Genomic DNA, 19,427 nt, shown 5'->3' on the forward strand with positions numbered 1-19,427 from the left:
AGGCACGGTGCGTGCGGGGCCGGCCGGGGGTGCGGTCGCGGCCCGGTGCCCGGGGCGCGGGGGCGGGTCTCACACGGCCTCCGTCCGGTCGGCGGCCATGCCCAGGGCGTCCAGGAGGGCGGTGCCGACGATGAGGTCGGCGCCGCCGAACTCGGGGTCCGCCAGCTCGGTGCCGTCGTCGACGGCGAAGAGCAGTTTCTCCTCGCCCTGGCGGTAGGCGGTGCCCACGGCGGGGCTCGCCGCGTGCACGGCGAGCAGGGCGAGCAGGTAGGGCAGGTCGTGGTCGCCGCCGCGGCGGGCCTCGGCGAGCAGTCCGGACAGCCGCCGGGGAGCGTCGGGGGGCAGGTCGAGCAGCCGCATCGCCTGGGCGAGCTGTTCGTCGCTGAAGCGGCTGTCGTCGGGGGTGGCGATCAGATCGGGTTCGGGCATCTCCGCGCCGAGGTGCTCCCGTTCCAGGGGCGGGGTGAGCAGGATGTCGACCAGGTCGGCCACGCGCACCGACACGGGGGTGCGCAGGCCGGTGCCGTGGGCGAAGAACGCGTCGGTGACCCGGGTGGCGTGCGCGACGGGCAGCGGCAGGGTCGGGGCGACGAGTTGGCCGTACAGGTCGAGGCCCGCGCTCGCGGTGGGCGGGGCGAACGCCTGACGGTCCTGTTCGGCGCGGAACAGGGGGCCCGCTTCGAGCAGCCTGGCCTGGAGCTGGGTGTGACGGCGGATGCAGTCCTTGACGATGTCGACGAGTTCCGCGGCGCGGCGCTTCTGTTCGGGGTCCTCGGACTCGTCGCGGGCCTTGCGGATGTTGGTGAGGATCGCGTTCTCGTGGCGGTAGCGGTCGGCGACGTGGTCGAGCGCTTCGTCGATCATGTCGGGGACGCCGTGGAGCCAGTCGACGGCGCGCACGTTGCGCCGGGTGGCGTCGAGGGCGCGGCGCAGCGTCTCGGAGTACTGCACCGTGCGGTAGCGGGCCTGTTCGGCGGCGAGTTGCGCGTCGGCGAGGCGGCCCCGACGGATCAGGACCTCCAGTTTGACCTCGGCGGCGATCTGCGCGCTGGTGACATCGGTGTCGAGGGCGCCGACGAGGACGTTGACGGCTTCGTCGGTGGTCCGGAGGTAGACCCCGCCGCCGTAGCCGGAGACCTCCTCGATGAGTTTGAAGTCGTAGTCGCGCCGTACGTAGCTGCCGTCCGTCGCGAAGGTGCCGTACACGGCGCGGAAGCCGCGGTCGACGCTGCCGACGTTGATCAGGTTCTCCAGGACCCAGCGGGCGACCCGCTCGTGTTCCTCGGCGGGGCGCCGGGGCGCCTGTGCGGCGATGCGGGGCACGAGCCGGGCCACTATCTGGTCGTGGTCGGCGCCCGTGTCGAAGTCCATGTTCAGCGTGACGAGGTCGATCGCCGACAGCGCGACCTCGGCCATGCCGTAGACCGAGTACTCCCCCGCGAGGTTCGCCTTGCGGGCGTCGAGGTCGTGGAGCGGGGCGGTGCACGCGAGCGCGCGCAGGCGCCGCGCCAGGCCCTCGTCGGCGGCCGGGCCCGGGGCCGGGCGCGGCCCCGCGCTGAGCTGGGGCGGAACGGGTTCCGTCGAGACAGGCGAAGTCACGGGGCACAGCCTAGGTCCTCGATCTGACATCAACCGAAACGACGCAGATGCCCCCGGGCGCGGCGGTCTGCCGTGATGGTGGGCCGGGCCCGGGCACGGGGGCGCTCCGGGGCTCCGGCACGTCACCCGGGGCCGGGCTCGGTGGCCGTCCGCTCCCCGTACGCCTCGACCAGCCGGCGGCGGGAGTCGTCCAGGTAGGTGGCGAAGAGGTGTTCCAGGAGGCGCTCGTGGGTGAGCAGCCGGACGGACTCCCGCAGGGTGGTCCGGGAGATGCCGAGCGCGCCGCCGAGGGAGTCCGCGGAGAGGCGGGTGCCGGGCGGGAAGCACCCGTCGGCGATGCGTCCGCGGAGGACGTCCGCGACCCGTTCGGCGGTGCTGGTCCGGCCGAGGAGCACCCGGTCATCGACCGGGCCGGTCAGTTCTGCCATGCCGGGGATTCCCTCGCAGCCCCCGGAAATCGGGACAACCGCGGGACGACGATCCCCGACGAGAACGAGTCCACACGGGCATGGAGGGATCGTTGAACGATCCTCTACCTTGCTGAAGAGGATAGGGAGGGCACGTGGTCACCATCGACCTCAACGCCGATCTGGGCGAGGGCTTCGGCCGCTGGACGCTCACCGACGACGAACGGCTGCTGTCCGTCGTCACCAGCGCCAACGTGGCCTGCGGGTTCCACGCCGGGGACGCACTGACCATGCGGCGGGTGTGCGCACGGGCGGCGGAACTCGGCGTACGGATCGGGGCGCAGGTCTCGTACCGGGACCTGGCGGGCTTCGGACGGCGCGCCATGGACGTCCCGCCGCAGGAGTTGGCGGCCGAAGTGGCGTACCAGATAGGGGCGCTGGAGGTGTTCGCCCGGGCGGCGGGCGCGGCGGTGGCGTACGTGAAGCCCCACGGCGCGCTCTACAACCGGGTGGTCCACGACGGGGAACAGGCCGCCGCGGTGGTGGAGGGCGTGCTCCTCGCGGGCCGCGCCCTGCCCGTGCTGGGGCTGCCCGGCTCGCGGTTCCTGGCGGTCGCCGAGGCGGCCGGACTACCGGTCGTCACGGAGGCGTTCGGCGACCGCGCCTACACCGACGGGGGCACGCTCGTGCCGCGCGGCACGGACGGCGCGGTGGTCACCGACCCGGACGCCGTCGTGTCGCGTGCGGTGGGCCTCGCCCGTACCGGCTCGGTCCGCGCCCACGGCGGACGGGAGATCTCCGTGGCGGCGCGCTCGCTGTGCCTGCACGGGGACACCCCGGGGGCGGTGGAGCTCGCCCGTCGGGTGCGGGCGGAGTTGGAGCGGGCCGGGGTGCGGGTGGAGGCGTTCGCATGAGGCCGCTGGAGGTGGGGGAACGCGCCCTGCTGGTGGAGGTGGACAGCGGTGCGGCGGCGCAGGCGCTGCACGCGGAACTGGTGCGCCGCCGGGACGCCGGGACGCTGCGGGTGCGCGAGATCGTGCCCGCGGCGCGCACGGTCCTCCTCGACGGCCTGGACGACCCCCGGGGCCTCGCGGCACAGCTTCCGACCTGGACGGTGCCGCCGCCCCGGGCGAACCCGGCGGACACCGTCGAGATCCCGGTGCGCTACGACGGGCCGGACCTGGCGGAGGTCGCCGCGTGGTGGGGGGTGTCCGTCGACGAGGTGCCGGCGATCCACTCCGGTACCGCGTTCCGGGTCGACTTCTGCGGCTTCGCACCCGGCTTCGGCTATCTGACGGGTCTGCCGGACCACTACGACGTGCCGCGCCGGGCAACTCCGCGCACGACGGTGCCCGCGGGTTCGGTGGCGTTGGCCGGACCGTACACGGGGGTGTACCCGCGGGCGTCGCCCGGTGGCTGGCAGCTCATCGGCACGACCGAGGCGGCGCTGTGGGACCCCGGACGGGTGCCCGCCGCACTGCTCTCCCCCGGTGTCCGCGTCCGGTTCGTGACGGAGGAGGGCCGGTGAGCGGTTCGACGGCCCGGGTGGAGGGGTCCTGGTGACCGACCGCGCCGTCGTCCTCGTACGGCCGGGCGCGCTGACCACCGTGCAGGACCGGGGACGCCCCGGGTACGCCCACCTCGGGGTGGGGCGCTCGGGTGCCCTCGACCCGCCGGCCGCCGCGCTCGCCAACCGGCTGGTCGGCAACCCGGAGGGCGCCGCCGTGCTGGAGACCACCGTCACCGGCTGTGCGGTGCGGCCCCGGCACGGCGTCCTGGCGGCGGTGACCGGGGCCCCTTGCCGGGTCACCGTGGACGGGCGTCCGGGCGGGTGGGGCAGTGCCCTGTGGGTGCCGGCCGGGGCGGTCCTGGACCTCGGCCCGGCCACCGCGGGGGTGCGCAGTTACCTGGCGCTCGGCGGCGGCGTGGCCGTGGACCCGGTGTTGGGGAGCCGCTCGACGGACCTCCTGTCCGGGCTCGGGCCACCGCCGCTCGGCGCGGGGGACGTGCTCCCGCTGGGACCGGGACGCCCGCCCGTCGCCCGGGTGGACACCGCACCGCAGCCGGGTCCGCCCGGTGGGCGCCGGGAACTGGTGCTGGGGGTGCGGTTCGGGCCGCGCGCCGACTGGTTCACCGCCGCGGCGCTGCGCACGCTCACCACGCGTGCGTACCGGGTGTCCCCGGCGAGCAACCGGGTGGGGCTGCGCACCGAGGGGCCGGCGCTGCACCGGGCCGTCGGGGGCGAGCTGCCCAGTGAGGGCCTGGTGCTGGGCGCCGTGCAGGTGCCGCCGGACGGACGTCCGGTGGTGTTCCTCGCGGACCATCCGACGACGGGTGGCTATCCGGTGGTCGCCGTCGTCCGGGAGGCCGATCTGCCGGCCGCCGCACAGGCGGCGCCGGGCACGCCCGTGCGGTTCGTGGCGGCACCGGCGGGGCGCCGCCGCGGTCACGGCTGACCGACCGCGTCCGGTACCGCGCGCCGGCGGTGCGGTCGGTCCGGGAACGGGGTGCCCGCGCCCCGTTCCCGGAGGGGTTCAGACGGCCGGGGCGTCGGGGCCGATGCGGCTGCGGACGGCCGTTTGGACCTCGTCCTCCTCCGCCGGGTCCGCGGCGAGCCTGCGCAGCCGCTCCACGACCCGCGCGTCACCGGTCTCCGCGTGCCGCGCGGCGATCTCCCGGGTGCTCTCCTCGCAGTCCCACAGGCATTCGACGGCGAACCCGGCCGGGAAGGACCCGTCGGTCGCGGCGAGGGCGCGGGCCGCGCGCCCCCGCAGATGGGAGGAGGCGGTCTCGCGGTAGACGTGGCGCAGCACCGGGGCCGCGCAGACGATGGCGAGTCGACCCGCGCCGTCCACGAGGGTCCACAGGGTCGCGGCGTCCGGGCCTTCGGACCGCACCGCCTCCCGGAGCGCGCCGAGCACCAGGGTCGCGTCGCGGGCGCCGCCCCGGCAGGCGAGCACGCGTCCGGCGGCGGCCCCCAGGGCGTCGGGCCGTTGGACCCAGGCCCGGGCGCGGTCCACGGCGGCAACGCTGCGCATGCGTTCGAACGACTCGACGGCGGCCTCCACGACGGTCACCGAGGGGGAGGCGACGGCCGCTTCGATCAGGTCGAGGGCGAGGGGGTCGTGGGCGTCGGCGAGGTAGCGCAGGGCGGCCGAGCGGGCGCCGTCGGTGCCGCTCAGTGCGGCTTGCGTGATCTCGGGACGGTCCTGCGGGCCGGCGACGGCCGTGAGGCAGCGGGCGGCGGGCGCGTGCAGGGGGGTGCCGCGTTCGGCGCCCTGGTCGGCCCAGTCGAGGACCGCGCGCACGCTCCAGCCGGGGCGCGGCCCGGTGGAGTCGAGTTGGCGCTGCCAGCGGTCGAAGGAGCCCTGTTCGCCGGCGGCCCGGACCCGGCCGGCCACCGCCTCGCGGGGGTCGTCGGCCCACAGGCGCCAGGGTCGTGGTTCGTAGGCGTCGCGGACTGCGGCGGCGAGCGCGGCCTCGCCCTCGGTATCGCGGGCGAACCGGGCCAGGACGGGGACGGCGAGGGCGCGCAGCCCGGCGTCGTCGTCGCGCAGCGCCAGTTCGTCGAGGGCCCAGGCCCAGTTGGTGCCGTGCGTGGCGTACCGCCGCAGCAGGTCCAGGGCGTCTCGGCGCCCGTAGGAGGCGAGGTGGCCGAGGACAGCCAGTGCGAGCCCGGTCCGGGAGTCGCGGGTGTCGAGGACGTCCTCCGGGTGGAAGAGGTGCACCTCGACGGCGTCCAGTTCGCCGTGCAGGTCGAGGTAGAGCCGCGCGTAGTACAGGGAGCGGTTCTCGATCTGCCAGTCGTGGCGGGGGTCGTGGAGAACGCACTGGTTCAGTGCCGCGAGCGCGTCGGCCCGCGGAGCGGTGAGCGCGTGGAGCGTGCCGTCGCCACGGCCTCTCTGGAGGAGACCTAGCAACGTGCCACTGGGCGCTATACCCGAATCGAACATGGGAAACAGCCTCACATCAAGCGTCGACGCGACCGGAGATTCGCATTTACCAGGTCACGCGACAACACGTCGGGGCGCCCGTCGTCTCTTGCTTGCTGTAGACCATCTTCCTCTGCCTCTCGTCGGTGGCCCGTGCCGGGCCGTTCAGGGCCCGCGCGGTGCGGCAACACCTGCCCATCCGTCGCGTCCATGAATCACGTGGTCATGATGACCCAGGCGTTCACAATGCCGCGACCGATTTCCCGGACCGGCGTTCCGCCTGGTCAGGGGCGGGTGCTCTAGCCGGCGCCGAAGAGTTCCAGGAGCTGGGTCTTGCCGAACATCCGGGCGGTGTCCGTGGCGGACGGGCTGCCGGTGCCGGGGTCCGCGCCGCCCTCGAACAGGACCCTGACGACCTCGTCCTCGCCCTTGAAGACGGCTCCCGCGAGGGGGGTCTGTCCGCGGTCGTTGGGCCGGTTCGGGTCGGCGCCGCGCTCCAGGAGGGCCCGCACCACGTCGGCGTGCCCGTGGTAGGCGGCCAGCATGACGAGGGTGTGGCCGTGGTCGTTGGTGAGGTTCACCGGGACTCCGGCGTCGACGTAGGCGGCCAGCCGGTCGGCGTCCCCCGTGCGGGCCAGCTCGAAGAGCTTCGTCGCGAGTTCCACGACGTCGGCGTCGGGGGTGGCCCCGGGCTCGGGGGCTTCGCTCATCGGACGGTGCCTCTCTCTCGGTGTGTGCAGGTCCTACGGGTGCCGGTGGGCCCTCGGACGGTGTCGAAGAGACCGAAGGAACACAGAGGTCCCCCGGACGGGTGAATCGACAGGGTACTGCCCCTGCGGGTGCCTCAGCGGCGGCGCCCGGGGGTGACGGCGGCTCCCCGTTCGGCGGCCCCGCCGGCTCCGGGCGCCTGCCCGTTCGGGTCACGGGCGTGCCCGTTCGGGTCGCCGCCGGCCCGGTCCCGGTCGCCGGGCCCGTGGACCGTGGGCGGGGGAACCCCTGCCGGACGGGTGAACAGACGTACGCCACTCAGGCGAAACATCGAGCAATTCACCCCATTGCACCTTTTATCGTACGGATACCTGCTGTGAGCCTGGAACAGCTCATGGTGACTGTCCCCACCGACCAGGAGAAACCCCATGATCCTCTCCATCTCAGGCGTCGTGCTGCTCGGAATCATCGTGTTCCTGTTCTTCCGCAAGGACGGCCTCAAGGGCTCGCACGCCGTGGTGTGCGCCCTGTTCGGCTTCTACCTGGCGAGCACGGCGATCGCCCCCAGCATCAAGGCGGGCGGGGCGAGCCTCGCCAGCCTCCTCGGCGGAATCAAGTTCTGACGGTCCGCCGCACTTCCCCGCCCCCCCTCCGCACCCACCCCTCGCACGCACCCCAGGAGACCGACGTGGTCCGGCGCCCCCTCCCCCGTCTGCTGCGCGACGGCAGCGCACCGATCGCCCGGAGCCGGGAGCTGGCCCGGTCGGCGGCCGACAGCGCCACCGACGTCCTCCATCCGCTGATCACGATCGCGCGCGGACTGCGCCGGCTGGCCGCGGCCGGGCGGCGCAAGTGGGCCGCCACGCCCAAGGACGGGCGCGGCGGGCTGCTGTTCCTCGCCGCCTCCCTGGTCCTGGTGGTGGCACTGGTCCCGTACGGACCGGCCCTCGCCGTGGTCACCCTGATGGCGGCGGCGGCCTGGTCCGGCCGGGACCGGACCCCCGCGGCCCCCGCCGGCCCCGACGAGTCCCAGGTGCACCGCCTGACCTCGCTGTACGAGGCGCTGGTGCCGTACTTCTCCGTCCCCGAGGACCCCAGCCCGCTGTACGCGCACGGCGGCGACTGGGAGCAGGCGTTCGGCGCCTTCGAGTTCGACGACGGCCGCCTCTCGCGCCTCCTGGTGCGCTACCCGGCGTACTTCACGGACGGCGAGCCGGCCGCGCGCGCCCGTATCGAACAGGTGCTGCACGGCAAGTCGGGGCGCGGGCGCGAGTACCGCTTCGACTGGGACGAGGAGGGCAACGAGTTGACGGTCACCGCGCTGTCCCCGCTGCCCACCGACATCGTCGCGCAGCGGTTCGTCACGGCGCCCGGCGAACTCGTGCTCGGCCTCACCGACCCCACCGGTGTGCAGCGCACCCTCCCGGTCGTCCACGGCGACGGCGTCCGCGACGAACCGCCCGTCGTCTGGCGCACCGGCCACCGGTCCACCGAGCCGCATCTGCTCGCCGTCGGACGGCCGGGCAGCGGCACGACCAGCCTGTTGCGCTCCCTGGCCCTCCAGGCGCTCCCCCACGGCGACGTCCTGGTGGTGGACGGTGCCGGGACGGGCGAGTTCGCGTGCCTGATCGGCCGTACCGGCGTCCTCGCCGTCGAGACCGGACTCTCCGGCGCGCTCGCGGGGCTGGGGTGGGCGGCGCACGAGACGGAACGGCGGCTCACCGACGCCCACGAGGCCCGTCGCGCGGGCAGCCCGCCGCCCGAGGACGTCCGGCGCCCGCTGTACCTCCTGGTGGACCGGCCGTCGGTACTCGGACACCTGGCCGCGGCGGACGGCACCCGTGATCCGCAGGCCCTGCTCCAGACGGCGCTGCGGCACGGTCGGGCCGCGGGCGTGACGGTGGTGGTCGCGGAACAGTACGACGCGCTCGACGCACTCGCCGAGGCGGTCCTGCGGCACACCCGGGCGCGGGTCACCCTGGGGCCGGTGGTCGAGGGCACCGAAGCGGTCCTGGGCGCGGCACCGCACACCACGCCCGTCAAGGAGGTGCCGCCGGGCCGGGGGTACGCCCGCCTCGGCGACGGACCCGTGCTGCGGTTGCAGGTGCCCGCGACGCCCGATCCGTACGACGGGGCGACCAGCGAGGCGCACCGGCAGGCCGTGCTGGCACTGCTGCCGGAGCGGGCCGCGGCGACCCCTGCCCCGGCCGAGGCCACGTCACCGGGCGAGAACCCGGCCGAGGCAGTTGCGGCGGTCGAGGTCCTTCCGCCCGCCGGGGAGGGGGACGCGTCGGACGCACCCACCCGGGACGTGCCCTCGCGCCGGGCGACCGCGGCCTTGGAGAGCTGACCCGCCCCGGTCAGACCACCCGGGCGGCCCGGTCCGGTCCGGTCAGGCCACGAACGTGCGCGTGGGCTCGGCCCCGTTCGCCCCCGCCGCACCGCTGCGGACCAGTCGCGCCGCCGCCGCGAGCCGGGCCGCCGCCTCGTCGGCGACCGCGCCGCCGACCGTGAACGGCAGCCGGACGTACCCCTCGAACGCCCCGTCCACCCCGAACCGGGGTCCGGACGGGACCCGGATGCCGACCCGTTCCCCCACCTCCGCCAACCGGGAGCCGGAGAGCCCGCCGGTGCGCACCCACAGCGTCAGACCGCCGTCCGGCACCTCGAACTCCCAGTCGGGCAGCTCCCGTCGCACCGCCGCCACCAGGGCGTCCCGGTTCTCCCGGGCCTGGGCGCGGCGCAGCGCGACGGCCTCCTCCCAGCCGCCGCCGCGCAGCAGCCAGTTGACGGCGAGCTGTTCGAGGACGGGGGTGCCGAGGTCGGCGAAGGCACGGGCCGCGACGAGGCTGCGGATCACATCGGGGGAGGCCCGGACCCAGCCGATCCGCATGCCCGCCCAGAACGCCTTGCTGGCGGAGCCGACCGTGATCACCGTGGAGCCCGCGGGGTCGAACCCGCAGACCGGGCGGGGCATCGTCAGGTCCGGTTCCAGAGCCACTTCGCTCATCGTCTCGTCCACGATGAGCACCGTTCCCGCGGCGCGGGCGGCCTCCACCAGAGCGCGCCGCTGGTCCTCCCCGATGAGGGCCCCGGTCGGGTTGTGGAAGTCGGCGACGACGTACGCGAGCCGGGGCGCCGCGTCCCGGAGCACCTGACGCCAGCGGTCCAGGTCCCAACCGCCGAGGCGTTCGGCCATCGCGACCGGGACGAGCCGGGCGCCGGCCTCCCGCATGAGCTGGAGGATGTTGGCGTAGCTGGGCGACTCCACGGCGATCCGCTCGCCGCGCCCGGCGAAGAGGTGACAGATCGCGTCGGTGGCGCCCATCGCCCCGGTGGTGACCATGATCTGCTCCGGCATGGTGGGGATGCCGCGAGCGGTGTAGCGGGCGGCGATCATCTCCCGGAGCGCGGGCAGCCCGGCCGGGTAGTCGCCGTGGGTGTGGGCGTACGGCGGCAGTTCCTCCAGGGCGCCGTGCACCGCCCGGGTGAGCCAGGGCTCGGGGGCCGGCAGCGCGGCGCAGCCCAAGTCGATCATGGATCCCAGGGCCTCCGGGGGCAGCGGTTCGAGGCCGCGCGCGGGGAAGGGGTTCCCGGCCGGCACCGAGGTCCAGCTCCCGGCGCCCCGACGGGACTCCAGGAAGCCCTCGTTGCGCAGCTCCTCGTACGCGGCGGCCACCGTGGTGCGGCTCACGGACAGCGCGAGGGCGAGTTCGCGCTCGGCGGGGAGTCGGGCGCCCACCGGAACCCTGCCCTCCAGCACCAGCAGACGGACTCCGTCGGCGAGCGCCCGGTACGCGGGTGGTCGACGGCTGCCGGGGCCGGCCGGCCGGGTCTGCTGCGAGGTGAGCAGACGGGCGAGCTGGGCCGAGCCCACCGTTGAGGTCCACTGAGCCATGCTCTTCAGTCCACCTTCCTCGAATTGGCCATGGAACGAAGCGATGTCCCCGCCACAGAGTGACACGAGGCAGGCCACTACCACCACTCAGGGGCAGCGCGTGTTCGTGTCGACTTCACCTCCCTCTCCCCCGTCCGGGACGACCGGCGCCGAGCGGAACGTCCCCGCCCCCGAGGCGGCTCCCCCCGATCCGCTCCCTCGCCGACTGCTCCGCTTGTACGGCGGGCTCGCGCTGTACGGGGTGAGCTGCGCCCTGCTCGTGGAGGCCGGGCTCGGCCTCGAACCGTGGGGCGTGCTGCACCAGGGGCTCGCCGGGCTGACGGGCCTGACCATCGGCGCGGTCACGATCGTCGTGGGCGCGCTGGTGCTGCTGCTCTGGATACCCCTGCGCCAGCGTCCGGGGCTCGGCACCGTCTCGAACGTGGTCGTGATCGGCCTCGTGATGGACGCGACCCTGTTCCTGGTGCCGGACGCCCGGGCCCTGGCCGTCCGCATCCCGCTGATGGTCGCGGCGGTGGCGTTGAACGGCGTGGCCACCGGGCTCTACATCGCCGCGCGCTTCGGCCCCGGCCCGCGCGACGGCCTGATGACGGGGCTGCACCGGCGGACCGGGAGGTCGATCCGGCTGGTCCGCACCTGTCTGGAGGTCGCCGTCGTCACCACCGGGTTCCTGCTGGGCGGCACGGTCGGTGCGGGCACGGTCGTGTACGCGCTGGCGATCGGTCCGCTGGCCCAGTTCTTCCTGCGGCTCTTCACCGCCCCGGCGTCCCGGGTTCCCGTCGCCGCAGGAGGCCGGGCGATACTGCGCAAGTGACCCCTCAGCCCCACCACCCCTATCTGGACCACCCCGCTCCGCTCGCGTTCGCCCACCGCGGGGGCGCCGCGGACGGCCTGGAGAACACCGTGACCGCCTTCCGGCGGGCGGTGGAGCTGGGTTACCGCTATCTGGAGACCGACGTCCACGCCACCGCCGACGGCAAGCTCGTCGCCTTCCACGACGCGACCCTGGACCGGGTCACCGACGGTTCCGGGGCGATCACCGCACTGCCCTGGTCCGCCGTGAGCCGGGCACGGGTGGGCGGCACCGAGCCGGTCCCCCTCTTCGAGGAGCTGTTGGCCCGGTTCCCCGAGGCGCGCTGGAACGTCGACGCCAAGTCCGACTCCGCCCTGGTGCCGCTGCTGGACCTGATACGGCGCACCGGGGCCTGGGACCGGGTGTGCGTGAGCTCCTTCGCGGAGGCCCGGGTGGCGAGGGCGCGACGCCTGGGCGGCCCCCGGCTCGCCACCTCGCTGGGCGTGCGGGGCGTGCTGGGGCTGCGGCTGCGCTCGTACGGGGTGCCGGCTCCGGTGCGCGGTTCGGCGGTGTGCGTCCAGGTCCCCGAGGTGCAAGCGGGCGTACGGGTGGTGGACCGGCGCTTCGTCCGGGCCGCGCACGCCCGCGGACTCCCGGTGCACGTGTGGACGGTGAACGACCCCGCACGCATGCACGCGCTCCTGGACCTGGGCGTGGATGGCATCATGACCGATCACATCGACACCCTGCGGTCGGTCCTCGCGGACCGGGGCGCCTGGGTCTGAGCGCACCCCCGCACGGGCCTCCCGCGCCGGGGAGCACGACGGGGAAGCGAGGGGGCCGGTGGGGGCCGAGGCCGTGCGGACGGATCCCGATGACGGCGCCGGGCAGCGGCGGCGCGAACAGCACGGCTGGTACCTCTACGACTGGGCCTGCTCCGTGTACTCGACGACGGTCCTCACCGTCTTCCTCGGCCCGTACCTGACCGAGATCGCCAAGGCGGCGGCCGACGCCGACGGCTACGTGCACCCGCTCGGCGTCCCGGTGCGGGCGGGCTCCTTCTTCGCGTACTCGGTGTCCCTGTCGGTGATCGTCGCGATCCTCGTCATGCCGATCGCGGGAGCCGTCGCCGACCGCACCGGCCGCCGCAAGCCGCTGCTGGCCGCCGCGGCCTACACCGGAGCGTCGGCCACGACCGGCATGTTCCTGTTGGGCGGCGACCGCTATCTGCTCGGCGGCCTCCTGCTCGTCGTCGCCAATGCGTCCCTCGCGGTGTCGATGGTCCTGTACAACTCGTTCCTGCCGCTGATCGCCCGCCCCGAGGAGCGGGACGCGGTGTCCTCGCGCGGCTGGGCCTTCGGCTACACCTCGGGCGCGCTGGTGCTCGTCGCCAACCTCGTCCTGTTCCTGCGGCACGACGACTTCGGCGTCTCGGAGAGCACCGCGGTGCGGATCTGCCTGGCGTCGGCGGGCGTGTGGTGGGGCGCCTTCACGGTGATCCCGCTGCGCCGTCTGCGTGACCGCCGCACGGAGAAGACAGCGGGCGCCCGGGGCGCGGGGGGCGCCGCCGCCGGCTGGCGGCAGCTGGCGGCCACCTTCCGCGAGATGCGCCGGCAGCCGCTGACGCTCGCGTTCCTGCTCGCGTACCTCGTCTACAACGACGGGGTGCAGACCGTGATCTCCCAGGCCTCGCTGTACGGCTCCGAAGAACTGGGGCTCGACCAGTCGACCCTGATCGTGGCGGTCCTGCTGGTCCAGCTCCTCGCGATCGCGGGCGCCCTCGGCATGGGGCGGCTGGCCCGGACCTACGGGGCGCAGCGCACGATCCTCGCCTCGCTGGTCGCCTGGACGCTGATCCTCGGGGCGGGGTACTTCCTCCCGGCCGGGGCTCCCGTCTTCTTCTTCCTGCTGGCCGCCGGGATCGGTCTGGTGCTGGGCGGTACGCAGGCCCTGTCGCGCTCGCTGTTCTCCCACCTGGTGCCGCCGGGCAAGGAGGCGGAGTACTTCTCCGCGTACGAGATGAGCGATCGCGGGATGTCCTGGCTCGGTCCGCTGCTCTTCGGCCTGACGTACCAGGTGACCGGAAGCTATCGGGACGCGATCCTGTCCCTGGTCGCCTTCTTCGTGCTCGGGTTCTTCCTGCTCGCACGGGTTCCGGTACGCCGGGCGGTGCGCGACGCGGGCAATCCGGTGCCGGAACGGATTTAGCGCACGGGGGCAAAGGGCGGTAGTGTACGCCTTTGGCCTGCCAGGCGTACCGTTACTGCGCGCTAAACCAGCCGAAACGTTGGGTTACATCTCTCATCAGATGTGACAAACCGGGCGCGGGTGGGTACTGCATTGGTCAACAAGGCTGCGGCTACGACGGCGACGCAGGAACCCGGAACGGGAATCTTTACCGCCGACCGGACGTTGACCGGATGACGACGACAGCGACACCTGTCCTGTGGGCGACAAGCCCGGGAGGCACGATTCATGAGTGAGCGAGCTCTTCGCGGCACGCGCCTCGTGGTGACCAGCTACGAGACGGACCGCGGCATCGACCTGGCCCCGCGCCAGGCCGTGGAGTACGCATGCGAGAAGGGGCATCGATTCGAGATGCCCTTCTCTGTGGAGGCGGAGATCCCGCCGGAGTGGGAGTGCAAGGTCTGCGGGGCCCAAGCACTCCTCGTGGACGGCGAAGGCCCAGAGGAGAAGAAGGCGAAGCCCGCTCGAACGCATTGGGACATGCTGATGGAGCGGCGCACCCGCGAGGAACTCGAAGAGGTCCTTGAGGAGCGGCTTGCCGTACTCCGCAGCGGCGCGATGAACATCGCCGTTCATCCGCGGGACAGCCGCAAGTCCGCCTGACCCCGTCCGGGGTGCAGGTGGGAAAACAGAACAGCTCCATCGCCTCCGGGCGGGTGCCCCTTCAGGTAGGGCACCCGCCCGCGGCTTTTCCCGTCAGGGGGTGAGGGGCGGGCGCGGCCCGTCCTGCTCGGGAGCGGGTTCCCGGTCCCGGATCACCTCGCCCGGAACGACCTTCCCGTCCGGGCGACGCATCCGGGCCTGCTGGAAGGCATCGCCGAGGAAACCGTCGCCGCCACCCGCCGCGGCCATCCGGCGCTCCAGGGCGCGTTCCGTCCGCCGCCCGATGAGTCCCCGCACCGGTGGGAGCAACAGCAGCAGTCCGACCGCGTCGGAGATCATCCCGGGGACGATCAGGAACAGCCCCGCGAGCATCACGAGACCGCTGCCCTCCCCCGGCCGGGGGCTTTGCGGCAGCGCCCCGTCCTGGGCCTGCTGGACGGCCGCACTGAGGTTCTTGAAGGCGCGCCGACCGGCGGCCTTGATCACGACGCCGCCCAGCACCGCACCGGCGACGAGCAGCAACAGGACGGTGAACCCGCCGGCCGCGTCGGCGACCAGCGTGAGCAGCCAGATCTCCAGCACGAACCAGGCCACGAAGGCCAGCGGGATGATCCTCCGGAGCTTGCCGGGCCGGGAACGGGTGGGGCGTGGCGGGGTCGGTACACCGGTCGTCATGCATCCAGTGTGCCTGGCCGGACATGCGCCCGGCATAAAGCGGGACGGTCAACAATCCTGCGCGGGACCCGCTCAGGGTCCCGCGCGCCGCGGGTCAGCGGTTCTCGTTGCCCGGGGCCCCGGCGCCGCTGCGCTCCGCGGGGGTCGGCTCGACGCTCTTCGGCGTGGTCGCGGAGCCGTGCGACCTCAGCTTGCCGAGTCGTTCCGTGACGCCCCAGGAGGTCACCCGCCACAGCGCCTCGACCAGGATGTCCCGGCTCATCTTGGAATCGCCGTGCACCCGCTCCACGAAGGTGATGGGCACCTCGACGACGTGGAACCCGGCCTTGACGGCGCGCCGTGCCAGATCGACCTGGAAGCAGTAGCCCTGGGAGGCGACCTCGGTCAGACCGAGCCCTTCGAGGGTCTCCCGGCGGAAGGCGCGGTAGCCCCCGGTCACGTCGCGGATCGGTACGTCCAGGAGCAGCCGCGAGTACGTGCTGCCGCCGCGGGAGATGAACTCGCGGGACTTGGGCCAGTTCACGACCCGGCCGCCCGGGACCCAGCGGGATCCGAGGACGAGGTCGGCCCCCTTGAGCGCGGTGAGCAGTCGGGGCAGTTCCTCGGGCTGGTGGGAGCCGTCGGCGTCCATCTCGATGATGACGCCGTACCCCTCGGCGAGGCCCCACCGGAAGCCGGCGAGGTAGGCGGCGCCCAGCCCCTCCTTGCCCTTGCGGTGCAGCACGTGGACGTGCTCGTCCGCGGCGGCGAGCTCGTCGGCGAGCCCGCCCGTGCCGTCCGGGCTGTTGTCATCGGCGACGAGGACGTGCGCGTCGGGAACCGATTCCCTGACGCGACCGACGATCGACTTGATGTTCTCGGCCTCGTTGTAGGTCGGGATGATGACCAAGGCCGTACCCAGTGGGCCGAACCGCCGCTCTTCGGCATCGGCCGAGGAGATCGCGTCGCCGTCGTTCACAGGAGCCCCTTCGTGCATGTCGTACGCAGGTGTCCACCATAGTGGGCGCGACCCGTACACCTGTGCCGCAACCGGCACGGAGGGCCGGACTTCGCCCGGGTGTCGCGCCGTGGGAACGGCGCGGGGCACGGATCGGGCACGGATCGGGGCCCGGCAACCCTTCGGTCCGGCCCGGGACCCGCTGGCTGCGGATCGACCGGGTCCGTTGTCTACTGAGCGGCCGGGCCCCATCGGTCCCACGCGGCCCCGGGCTCCTCGGGGAGCCGGGGGGACCTCCGACCGGCGGAACGTTCCCCCGCCCCCGAGGCGCGGGAACTGGGCCTGGCTCCCAGCGGTGGGACACCGGGCACGGTGCCCCACCCCTGACCCAGCGGCGTTCGACGACTGCGCGGACGTTCGCCGGTCGGACGTCCAGTGGTGGACCCGGCCGAACCTACCCGGCCCCGGCGGCTCCCTGTCAATACCTCCGCGACCTGCATCGTTCCCGGGAACCCGCAGGTCAGCGCCGAGGACCCGCAGGTCGCGCGGTGCGGCACCGCGCCCCCGTCCGGATGCGCGCCACCCCGCCAATCACTCACCCGGCCGTACGTACACCGTCCGTCCGGCGACCACCGTGCGCAGGCACAGGGGCGGCTCGGACCCCGGAGACAGGTCGGGCAGACCGGGGGTGCCGGAGCGCGGGTCGGTGGACCAGCGGGCCACCCGGTCGTCGGGGGCCTGGACCAACAGCGCCCCGGTGCGCCACACGGCGTAGTCGGCCGGCGCTCCGGGCACCAGCACGCCTCCGTCGTCCCGTCCGGTGGCCCGCCAGCCGCCGCGGGTGTGGGCGGCGAAGGCGGCCCGCACGGACACCCGGTGCTCCGGGGTGCGGTGGTGGGCCGCCGCCCGGACGGTGTTCCAGGGGTCGAGCGGGGTGACGGGGCTGTCGGAGCCGAAGGCCAGGGCGACCCCGGCGCGCAGCAGCGCGGCGAAGGGGTTGAGGGAACGGGCGCGTTCGACACCGAGCCGTTCGACGTACATGCCCTCGTCCCCGCCCCACCGGGCGTCGAACGCGGGCTGGACGGAGGCGGTCAGCCCCAGTTCGGCGAAGGCCGCGATCGTTTCGGGGGTGAGCATCTCCGCGTGCTCCACCCGGTGGCGGGCGGCCCGGACACGGGCGAGCCCGACCTTTTCGGCCGCGGCGCGGAAGCCCTCCACGACGGCGCTGACCGCGGCGTCGCCGATCGCGTGGAACCCGGCCTGGAGGCCCGCCTCGGTGCAGGCGACGACGTGGGCGGTCACCTCGGCGGCGTCGAGGTAGGAAGCGCCGCGGTGCGGGGCGTCGGCGTACGGCTCGTGCAGGCAGGCGGTGTGGGAGCCGAGGGAACCGTCGACGAAGAGGTCGCCGGCGGCGCCCACCGCGCCGAGGGAGCGGATGCGTTCGGCGTCCGCGGCGCCCGTGACCCGCTCGCCCCAGTAGCCGACGACCCGGGGCCCGGGCTCCTCGCCGGCCAGCCGCAGCAGCCCGGTCAGGTCGTCCTCGCTGGAGATCTCGGGTCCGCCGCACTCGTGCACCGAGCCGATGCCGAGCGAGGCGGCGTGCCGCAGCGCCGCGCGCTGGGCCCCGGCGCGCTGGGCGGGGGTGACGGCCGCGAACGCGGCGGCGCGCACCGCGTGGTGGGCGTCCCGGGTGAGGGGCGCGTCGACGGCGTAGCCGTGCTTGCCGGTGATGCCGGGGACCAGGTCGAGGAGGGCGGTGCTGACCACGGCCGAGTGGACGTCGACGCGTGAGAGGTAGAGGGGGCGGCCCCCGGTGGCGGCGTCCAGCTCCTCGCGGGTCGGGGGGCGGGTGTCCGGCCAGCGCGCGGCGTCCCAGCCGTGGCCGAGGAGCACCCGGTCGTCGGGGCGGGCCCCGGCGTGGGCCCGGACGCGTTCCAGAGCGGCGTCGCGGGTGGCGGCCGTGGTCAGGTCCAGGCCGGTGAGGGCGAGGCCGGTGGAGGTGGTGTGGACGTGGGCGTCGGTGAAGGCGGGGGTGACGAGCGCGCCCTCCAGGTCGACGGTCGTGTCGGCGGTCGCGGCGAAGGCGTCGGCCGCTCCCTCGGACCCCACCCAGGCCACCTGCCCCCGGGACACCACCATCGCGGTGGCGAAGGGGTCGGCGGGCGAGTGGATCTCTCCCCCGCGTAGCAGGACGGTGCTCGGGTCGGGCGCCCGGTCCGGGGTGGTTGTGCGCTGGCTCATGCGACCAGTGTCCTGGCAGGCCCGCCGCGTCGCGGCGCCGGGTCCGTCGCGACCCGGTCCGGGCGCGCCGAGCGGTGGTCGGCTCAGATCTTGGGCGGCCTCGCCTCGTAGGGGGTCGACAAAACCACGGTCGTGCGGGTGGACACCCCGGCGAGGCCGCGCAGCCGACTCAACAGGTGTTCCAGCGCGCGCGGAGTCGCGACCCGCACCTTGAGGATGTAGTTCTCGTCCCCGGCCACGCTGTGGCACGCCTCGATCTCCGGTACGCCGGCCAGGCGTTCGGCGATGTCGTCGGGAGCACTGGGATCGAACGGTTTCACCGAGATGAACGCGGTGAGCGGCAGGCCGACGGCCTCCGGGTCGACGACCGCGGCGTACCCGCGGATCACCCCGCGCTGCTCCAGCCGCCGCACCCGTTGGTGCACCGCGGACGTGGACAGGCCGGTGGCCTTGCCGAGGTCGGTGTAGCTCATCCGCCCGTCCTTGACGAGCAACTCGACGATCTGACGATCCAGCTCCTCCATGGCGGAAACCTACAGCTCTGATGATCGCCAGGGATACCGTAAGGGCGTTCGGCTCCGTTCCGAGACCAATCGGTGACGCGACGGGCCGTTCGGCCGCCGCTCCACCCCCCGCTCCCCCGCTTGTGTGACGAACACCACAACCCGTTGGTGGTGTCCGGACATCCGACGCGATTATCGCCACGGCCGGACGGGAAATGCTTGCTGTGGCCGAAGCCGAGCGCCCGGCCCGCCCATCGAGGGGGAGAGTTCCCACATGCAGAGTCTGAAGCGCCCCGGTCGTCTGTCCCGGCTGAAGCAGCAGCCGGTCGTCGAGCCCGAGCCGGAGGGCGTCGAACCCGGCGACGACGAGTTCGACTTGTACGACACCATCGAGATCTTCCGGGTGATCTGCCCGGACTGCGCCCGGCCCATCGCCCTGTTGGACGACGAGGACGTCCTCCCGGAGCACGCGACGTGCCCCACCCCCTGGAACCCGTTCGGCCTCCAGGTCTGCGCCGGCACGGGCCGCCCCGCCACCGTGGCCCGGCCCGCGGGCGAGGAGGAGCCGACCCCGGAATCCGACGGCGACACCGCCGTGCTGCTGACGCTCCCCCAGGGACTCAACTGGCGCACCCAGCCGTTCTCCCACGTCGGCGGGCCGGGCTCGCGCCCCATCCGGGTCCCGCAGATGCGGCGCGACGCGGCCTGAGCGCCCCGCGCCCTCCGCGCGACGCACCCCCACCTCACCCACGCACCGTTCCTCCGGCGTCCCCTGTCCGGACGCCGGCCCGGGGGCGCCACGACCGTCTCCCGACGCCGCGGCTTCGCGGACCGCCGGGCCGGAACCGGGTCCCTGACCAGGACCCACCGAGCGGGGTCGCCCG

General features: G+C 74.1%; 18 protein-coding genes and 1 pseudogene. 10 read left to right on the forward strand and 9 right to left on the reverse strand.

Features of this window, described 5'->3' with window-relative positions:
• Positions 1-69: 69 nt before the first annotated feature.
• Together ACFWIA_RS05910 and ACFWIA_RS05915 are read right to left on the reverse strand one after the other, a co-directional pair.
• Positions 70-1,599 (reverse strand): hypothetical protein, encoded by a 1,530-nt coding sequence (locus ACFWIA_RS05910; RefSeq protein WP_387000803.1) that lies wholly within the window; start codon positions 1,597-1,599, stop codon positions 70-72.
• Positions 1,600-1,808: 209 nt separating this feature from the next.
• Positions 1,809-2,027: pseudogene (locus ACFWIA_RS05915) on the reverse strand (GntR family transcriptional regulator); the annotation flags it as partial.
• A 134-nt stretch (positions 2,028-2,161) separates the two neighbouring features.
• Here ACFWIA_RS05915 and ACFWIA_RS05920 point away from each other — a divergent pair.
• The 3 genes from ACFWIA_RS05920 to ACFWIA_RS05930 are packed head-to-tail and all read left to right on the forward strand — an operon-like array spanning position 2,162 to position 4,462.
• Complete coding sequence (locus ACFWIA_RS05920; RefSeq protein WP_387000805.1) at positions 2,162-2,920, forward strand: LamB/YcsF family protein; 759 nt, start codon at positions 2,162-2,164, stop codon at positions 2,918-2,920.
• On the forward strand, positions 2,917-3,534 hold the full coding sequence (locus tag ACFWIA_RS05925) for an allophanate hydrolase subunit 1 (protein WP_387000807.1): 618 nt from the start codon (positions 2,917-2,919) through the stop codon (positions 3,532-3,534). The genes ACFWIA_RS05920 and ACFWIA_RS05925 overlap by 4 nt, the downstream gene beginning before the upstream one ends.
• A 31-nt stretch (positions 3,535-3,565) precedes the next feature.
• A complete protein-coding gene (locus ACFWIA_RS05930) occupies positions 3,566-4,462 on the forward strand; it encodes a biotin-dependent carboxyltransferase family protein (protein ID WP_387000810.1) in 897 nt (298 codons plus the stop codon).
• Positions 4,463-4,540: 78 nt separating this feature from the next.
• Here ACFWIA_RS05930 and ACFWIA_RS05935 read toward each other — a convergent pair whose 3' ends face one another.
• Positions 4,541-5,959, reverse strand: coding sequence for a HEAT repeat domain-containing protein (locus ACFWIA_RS05935; protein WP_387000811.1), 1,419 nt, complete (start codon positions 5,957-5,959; stop codon positions 4,541-4,543).
• A gap of 278 nt (positions 5,960-6,237) precedes the next feature.
• Positions 6,238-6,648 carry an ankyrin repeat domain-containing protein gene (locus ACFWIA_RS05940; RefSeq protein ID WP_387000813.1) on the reverse strand — a complete coding sequence of 137 codons (411 nt, stop codon included), beginning with the start codon at positions 6,646-6,648 and terminating at the stop codon, positions 6,238-6,240.
• A 426-nt stretch (positions 6,649-7,074) separates the two neighbouring features.
• On the opposite strand from ACFWIA_RS05940, the gene ACFWIA_RS05945 reads away from it, so the two are divergent.
• Both ACFWIA_RS05945 and ACFWIA_RS05950 read left to right on the forward strand, forming a co-directional pair.
• Entirely contained in the window at positions 7,075-7,269 is a 195-nt protein-coding gene (locus ACFWIA_RS05945) for a hypothetical protein (RefSeq protein ID WP_073791794.1), read from the forward strand.
• Positions 7,270-7,334: 65 nt separating this feature from the next.
• Positions 7,335-8,996 (forward strand): hypothetical protein, encoded by a 1,662-nt coding sequence (locus ACFWIA_RS05950; RefSeq protein ID WP_387000815.1) that lies wholly within the window; start codon positions 7,335-7,337, stop codon positions 8,994-8,996.
• A 42-nt stretch (positions 8,997-9,038) separates the two neighbouring features.
• Here ACFWIA_RS05950 and ACFWIA_RS05955 read toward each other — a convergent pair whose 3' ends face one another.
• A complete protein-coding gene (locus ACFWIA_RS05955; protein WP_387000816.1) occupies positions 9,039-10,544 on the reverse strand; it encodes a PLP-dependent aminotransferase family protein in 1,506 nt (501 codons plus the stop codon).
• Positions 10,545-10,650: 106 nt separating this feature from the next.
• Here ACFWIA_RS05955 and ACFWIA_RS05960 point away from each other — a divergent pair, with 106 nt between their 5' ends.
• The 4 genes from ACFWIA_RS05960 (at position 10,651) to ACFWIA_RS05975 (ending at position 14,187) form a co-directional block, all read left to right on the forward strand.
• The gene (locus ACFWIA_RS05960; RefSeq protein ID WP_387000818.1) at positions 10,651-11,358 is read left to right on the forward strand and encodes a YitT family protein; all 708 of its coding nucleotides are present in this window, start codon (positions 10,651-10,653) and stop codon (positions 11,356-11,358) included.
• Positions 11,355-12,122 (forward strand): glycerophosphodiester phosphodiesterase, encoded by a 768-nt coding sequence (locus tag ACFWIA_RS05965; RefSeq protein ID WP_387000820.1) that lies wholly within the window; start codon positions 11,355-11,357, stop codon positions 12,120-12,122. Before ACFWIA_RS05960 ends, ACFWIA_RS05965 begins: the two co-directional genes overlap by 4 nt.
• Positions 12,123-12,180: 58 nt before the next feature.
• Positions 12,181-13,545 carry an MFS transporter gene (locus ACFWIA_RS05970; RefSeq protein ID WP_387000822.1) on the forward strand — a complete coding sequence of 455 codons (1,365 nt, stop codon included), beginning with the start codon at positions 12,181-12,183 and terminating at the stop codon, positions 13,543-13,545.
• 267 nt (positions 13,546-13,812) lie between these two features.
• On the forward strand, positions 13,813-14,187 hold the full coding sequence (locus ACFWIA_RS05975; protein WP_099500427.1) for an RNA polymerase-binding protein RbpA: 375 nt from the start codon (positions 13,813-13,815) through the stop codon (positions 14,185-14,187).
• Between the two features lie 93 nt (positions 14,188-14,280).
• Here the strand turns inward: ACFWIA_RS05975 and fxsA are convergent, their stop codons facing one another.
• The 4 genes from fxsA to ACFWIA_RS05995 all read right to left on the reverse strand — a co-directional run bounded on the left by fxsA (position 14,281) and on the right by ACFWIA_RS05995 (position 18,564).
• Positions 14,281-14,862 (reverse strand): FxsA family membrane protein, encoded by a 582-nt coding sequence (gene fxsA, locus ACFWIA_RS05980; RefSeq protein WP_387000824.1) that lies wholly within the window; start codon positions 14,860-14,862, stop codon positions 14,281-14,283.
• Positions 14,863-14,956: 94 nt separating this feature from the next.
• Positions 14,957-15,820, reverse strand: coding sequence for a polyprenol monophosphomannose synthase (locus tag ACFWIA_RS05985; protein WP_387000826.1), 864 nt, complete (start codon positions 15,818-15,820; stop codon positions 14,957-14,959).
• 570 nt (positions 15,821-16,390) lie between these two features.
• Complete coding sequence (locus tag ACFWIA_RS05990) at positions 16,391-18,040, reverse strand: amidohydrolase (RefSeq protein WP_387000828.1); 1,650 nt, start codon at positions 18,038-18,040, stop codon at positions 16,391-16,393.
• A gap of 83 nt (positions 18,041-18,123) precedes the next feature.
• A complete protein-coding gene (locus ACFWIA_RS05995) occupies positions 18,124-18,564 on the reverse strand; it encodes an Lrp/AsnC family transcriptional regulator (protein ID WP_387000831.1) in 441 nt (146 codons plus the stop codon).
• 253 nt (positions 18,565-18,817) lie between these two features.
• Here ACFWIA_RS05995 and ACFWIA_RS06000 point away from each other — a divergent pair, with 253 nt between their 5' ends.
• Entirely contained in the window at positions 18,818-19,252 is a 435-nt protein-coding gene (locus tag ACFWIA_RS06000) for a hypothetical protein (RefSeq protein WP_387000832.1), read from the forward strand.
• Positions 19,253-19,427: the final 175 nt, after the last annotated feature.

The organism is Streptomyces sp. NPDC127068 (assembly GCF_042724695.1).
Classification (GTDB): Bacteria; Actinomycetota; Actinomycetes; order Streptomycetales; family Streptomycetaceae; genus Streptomyces.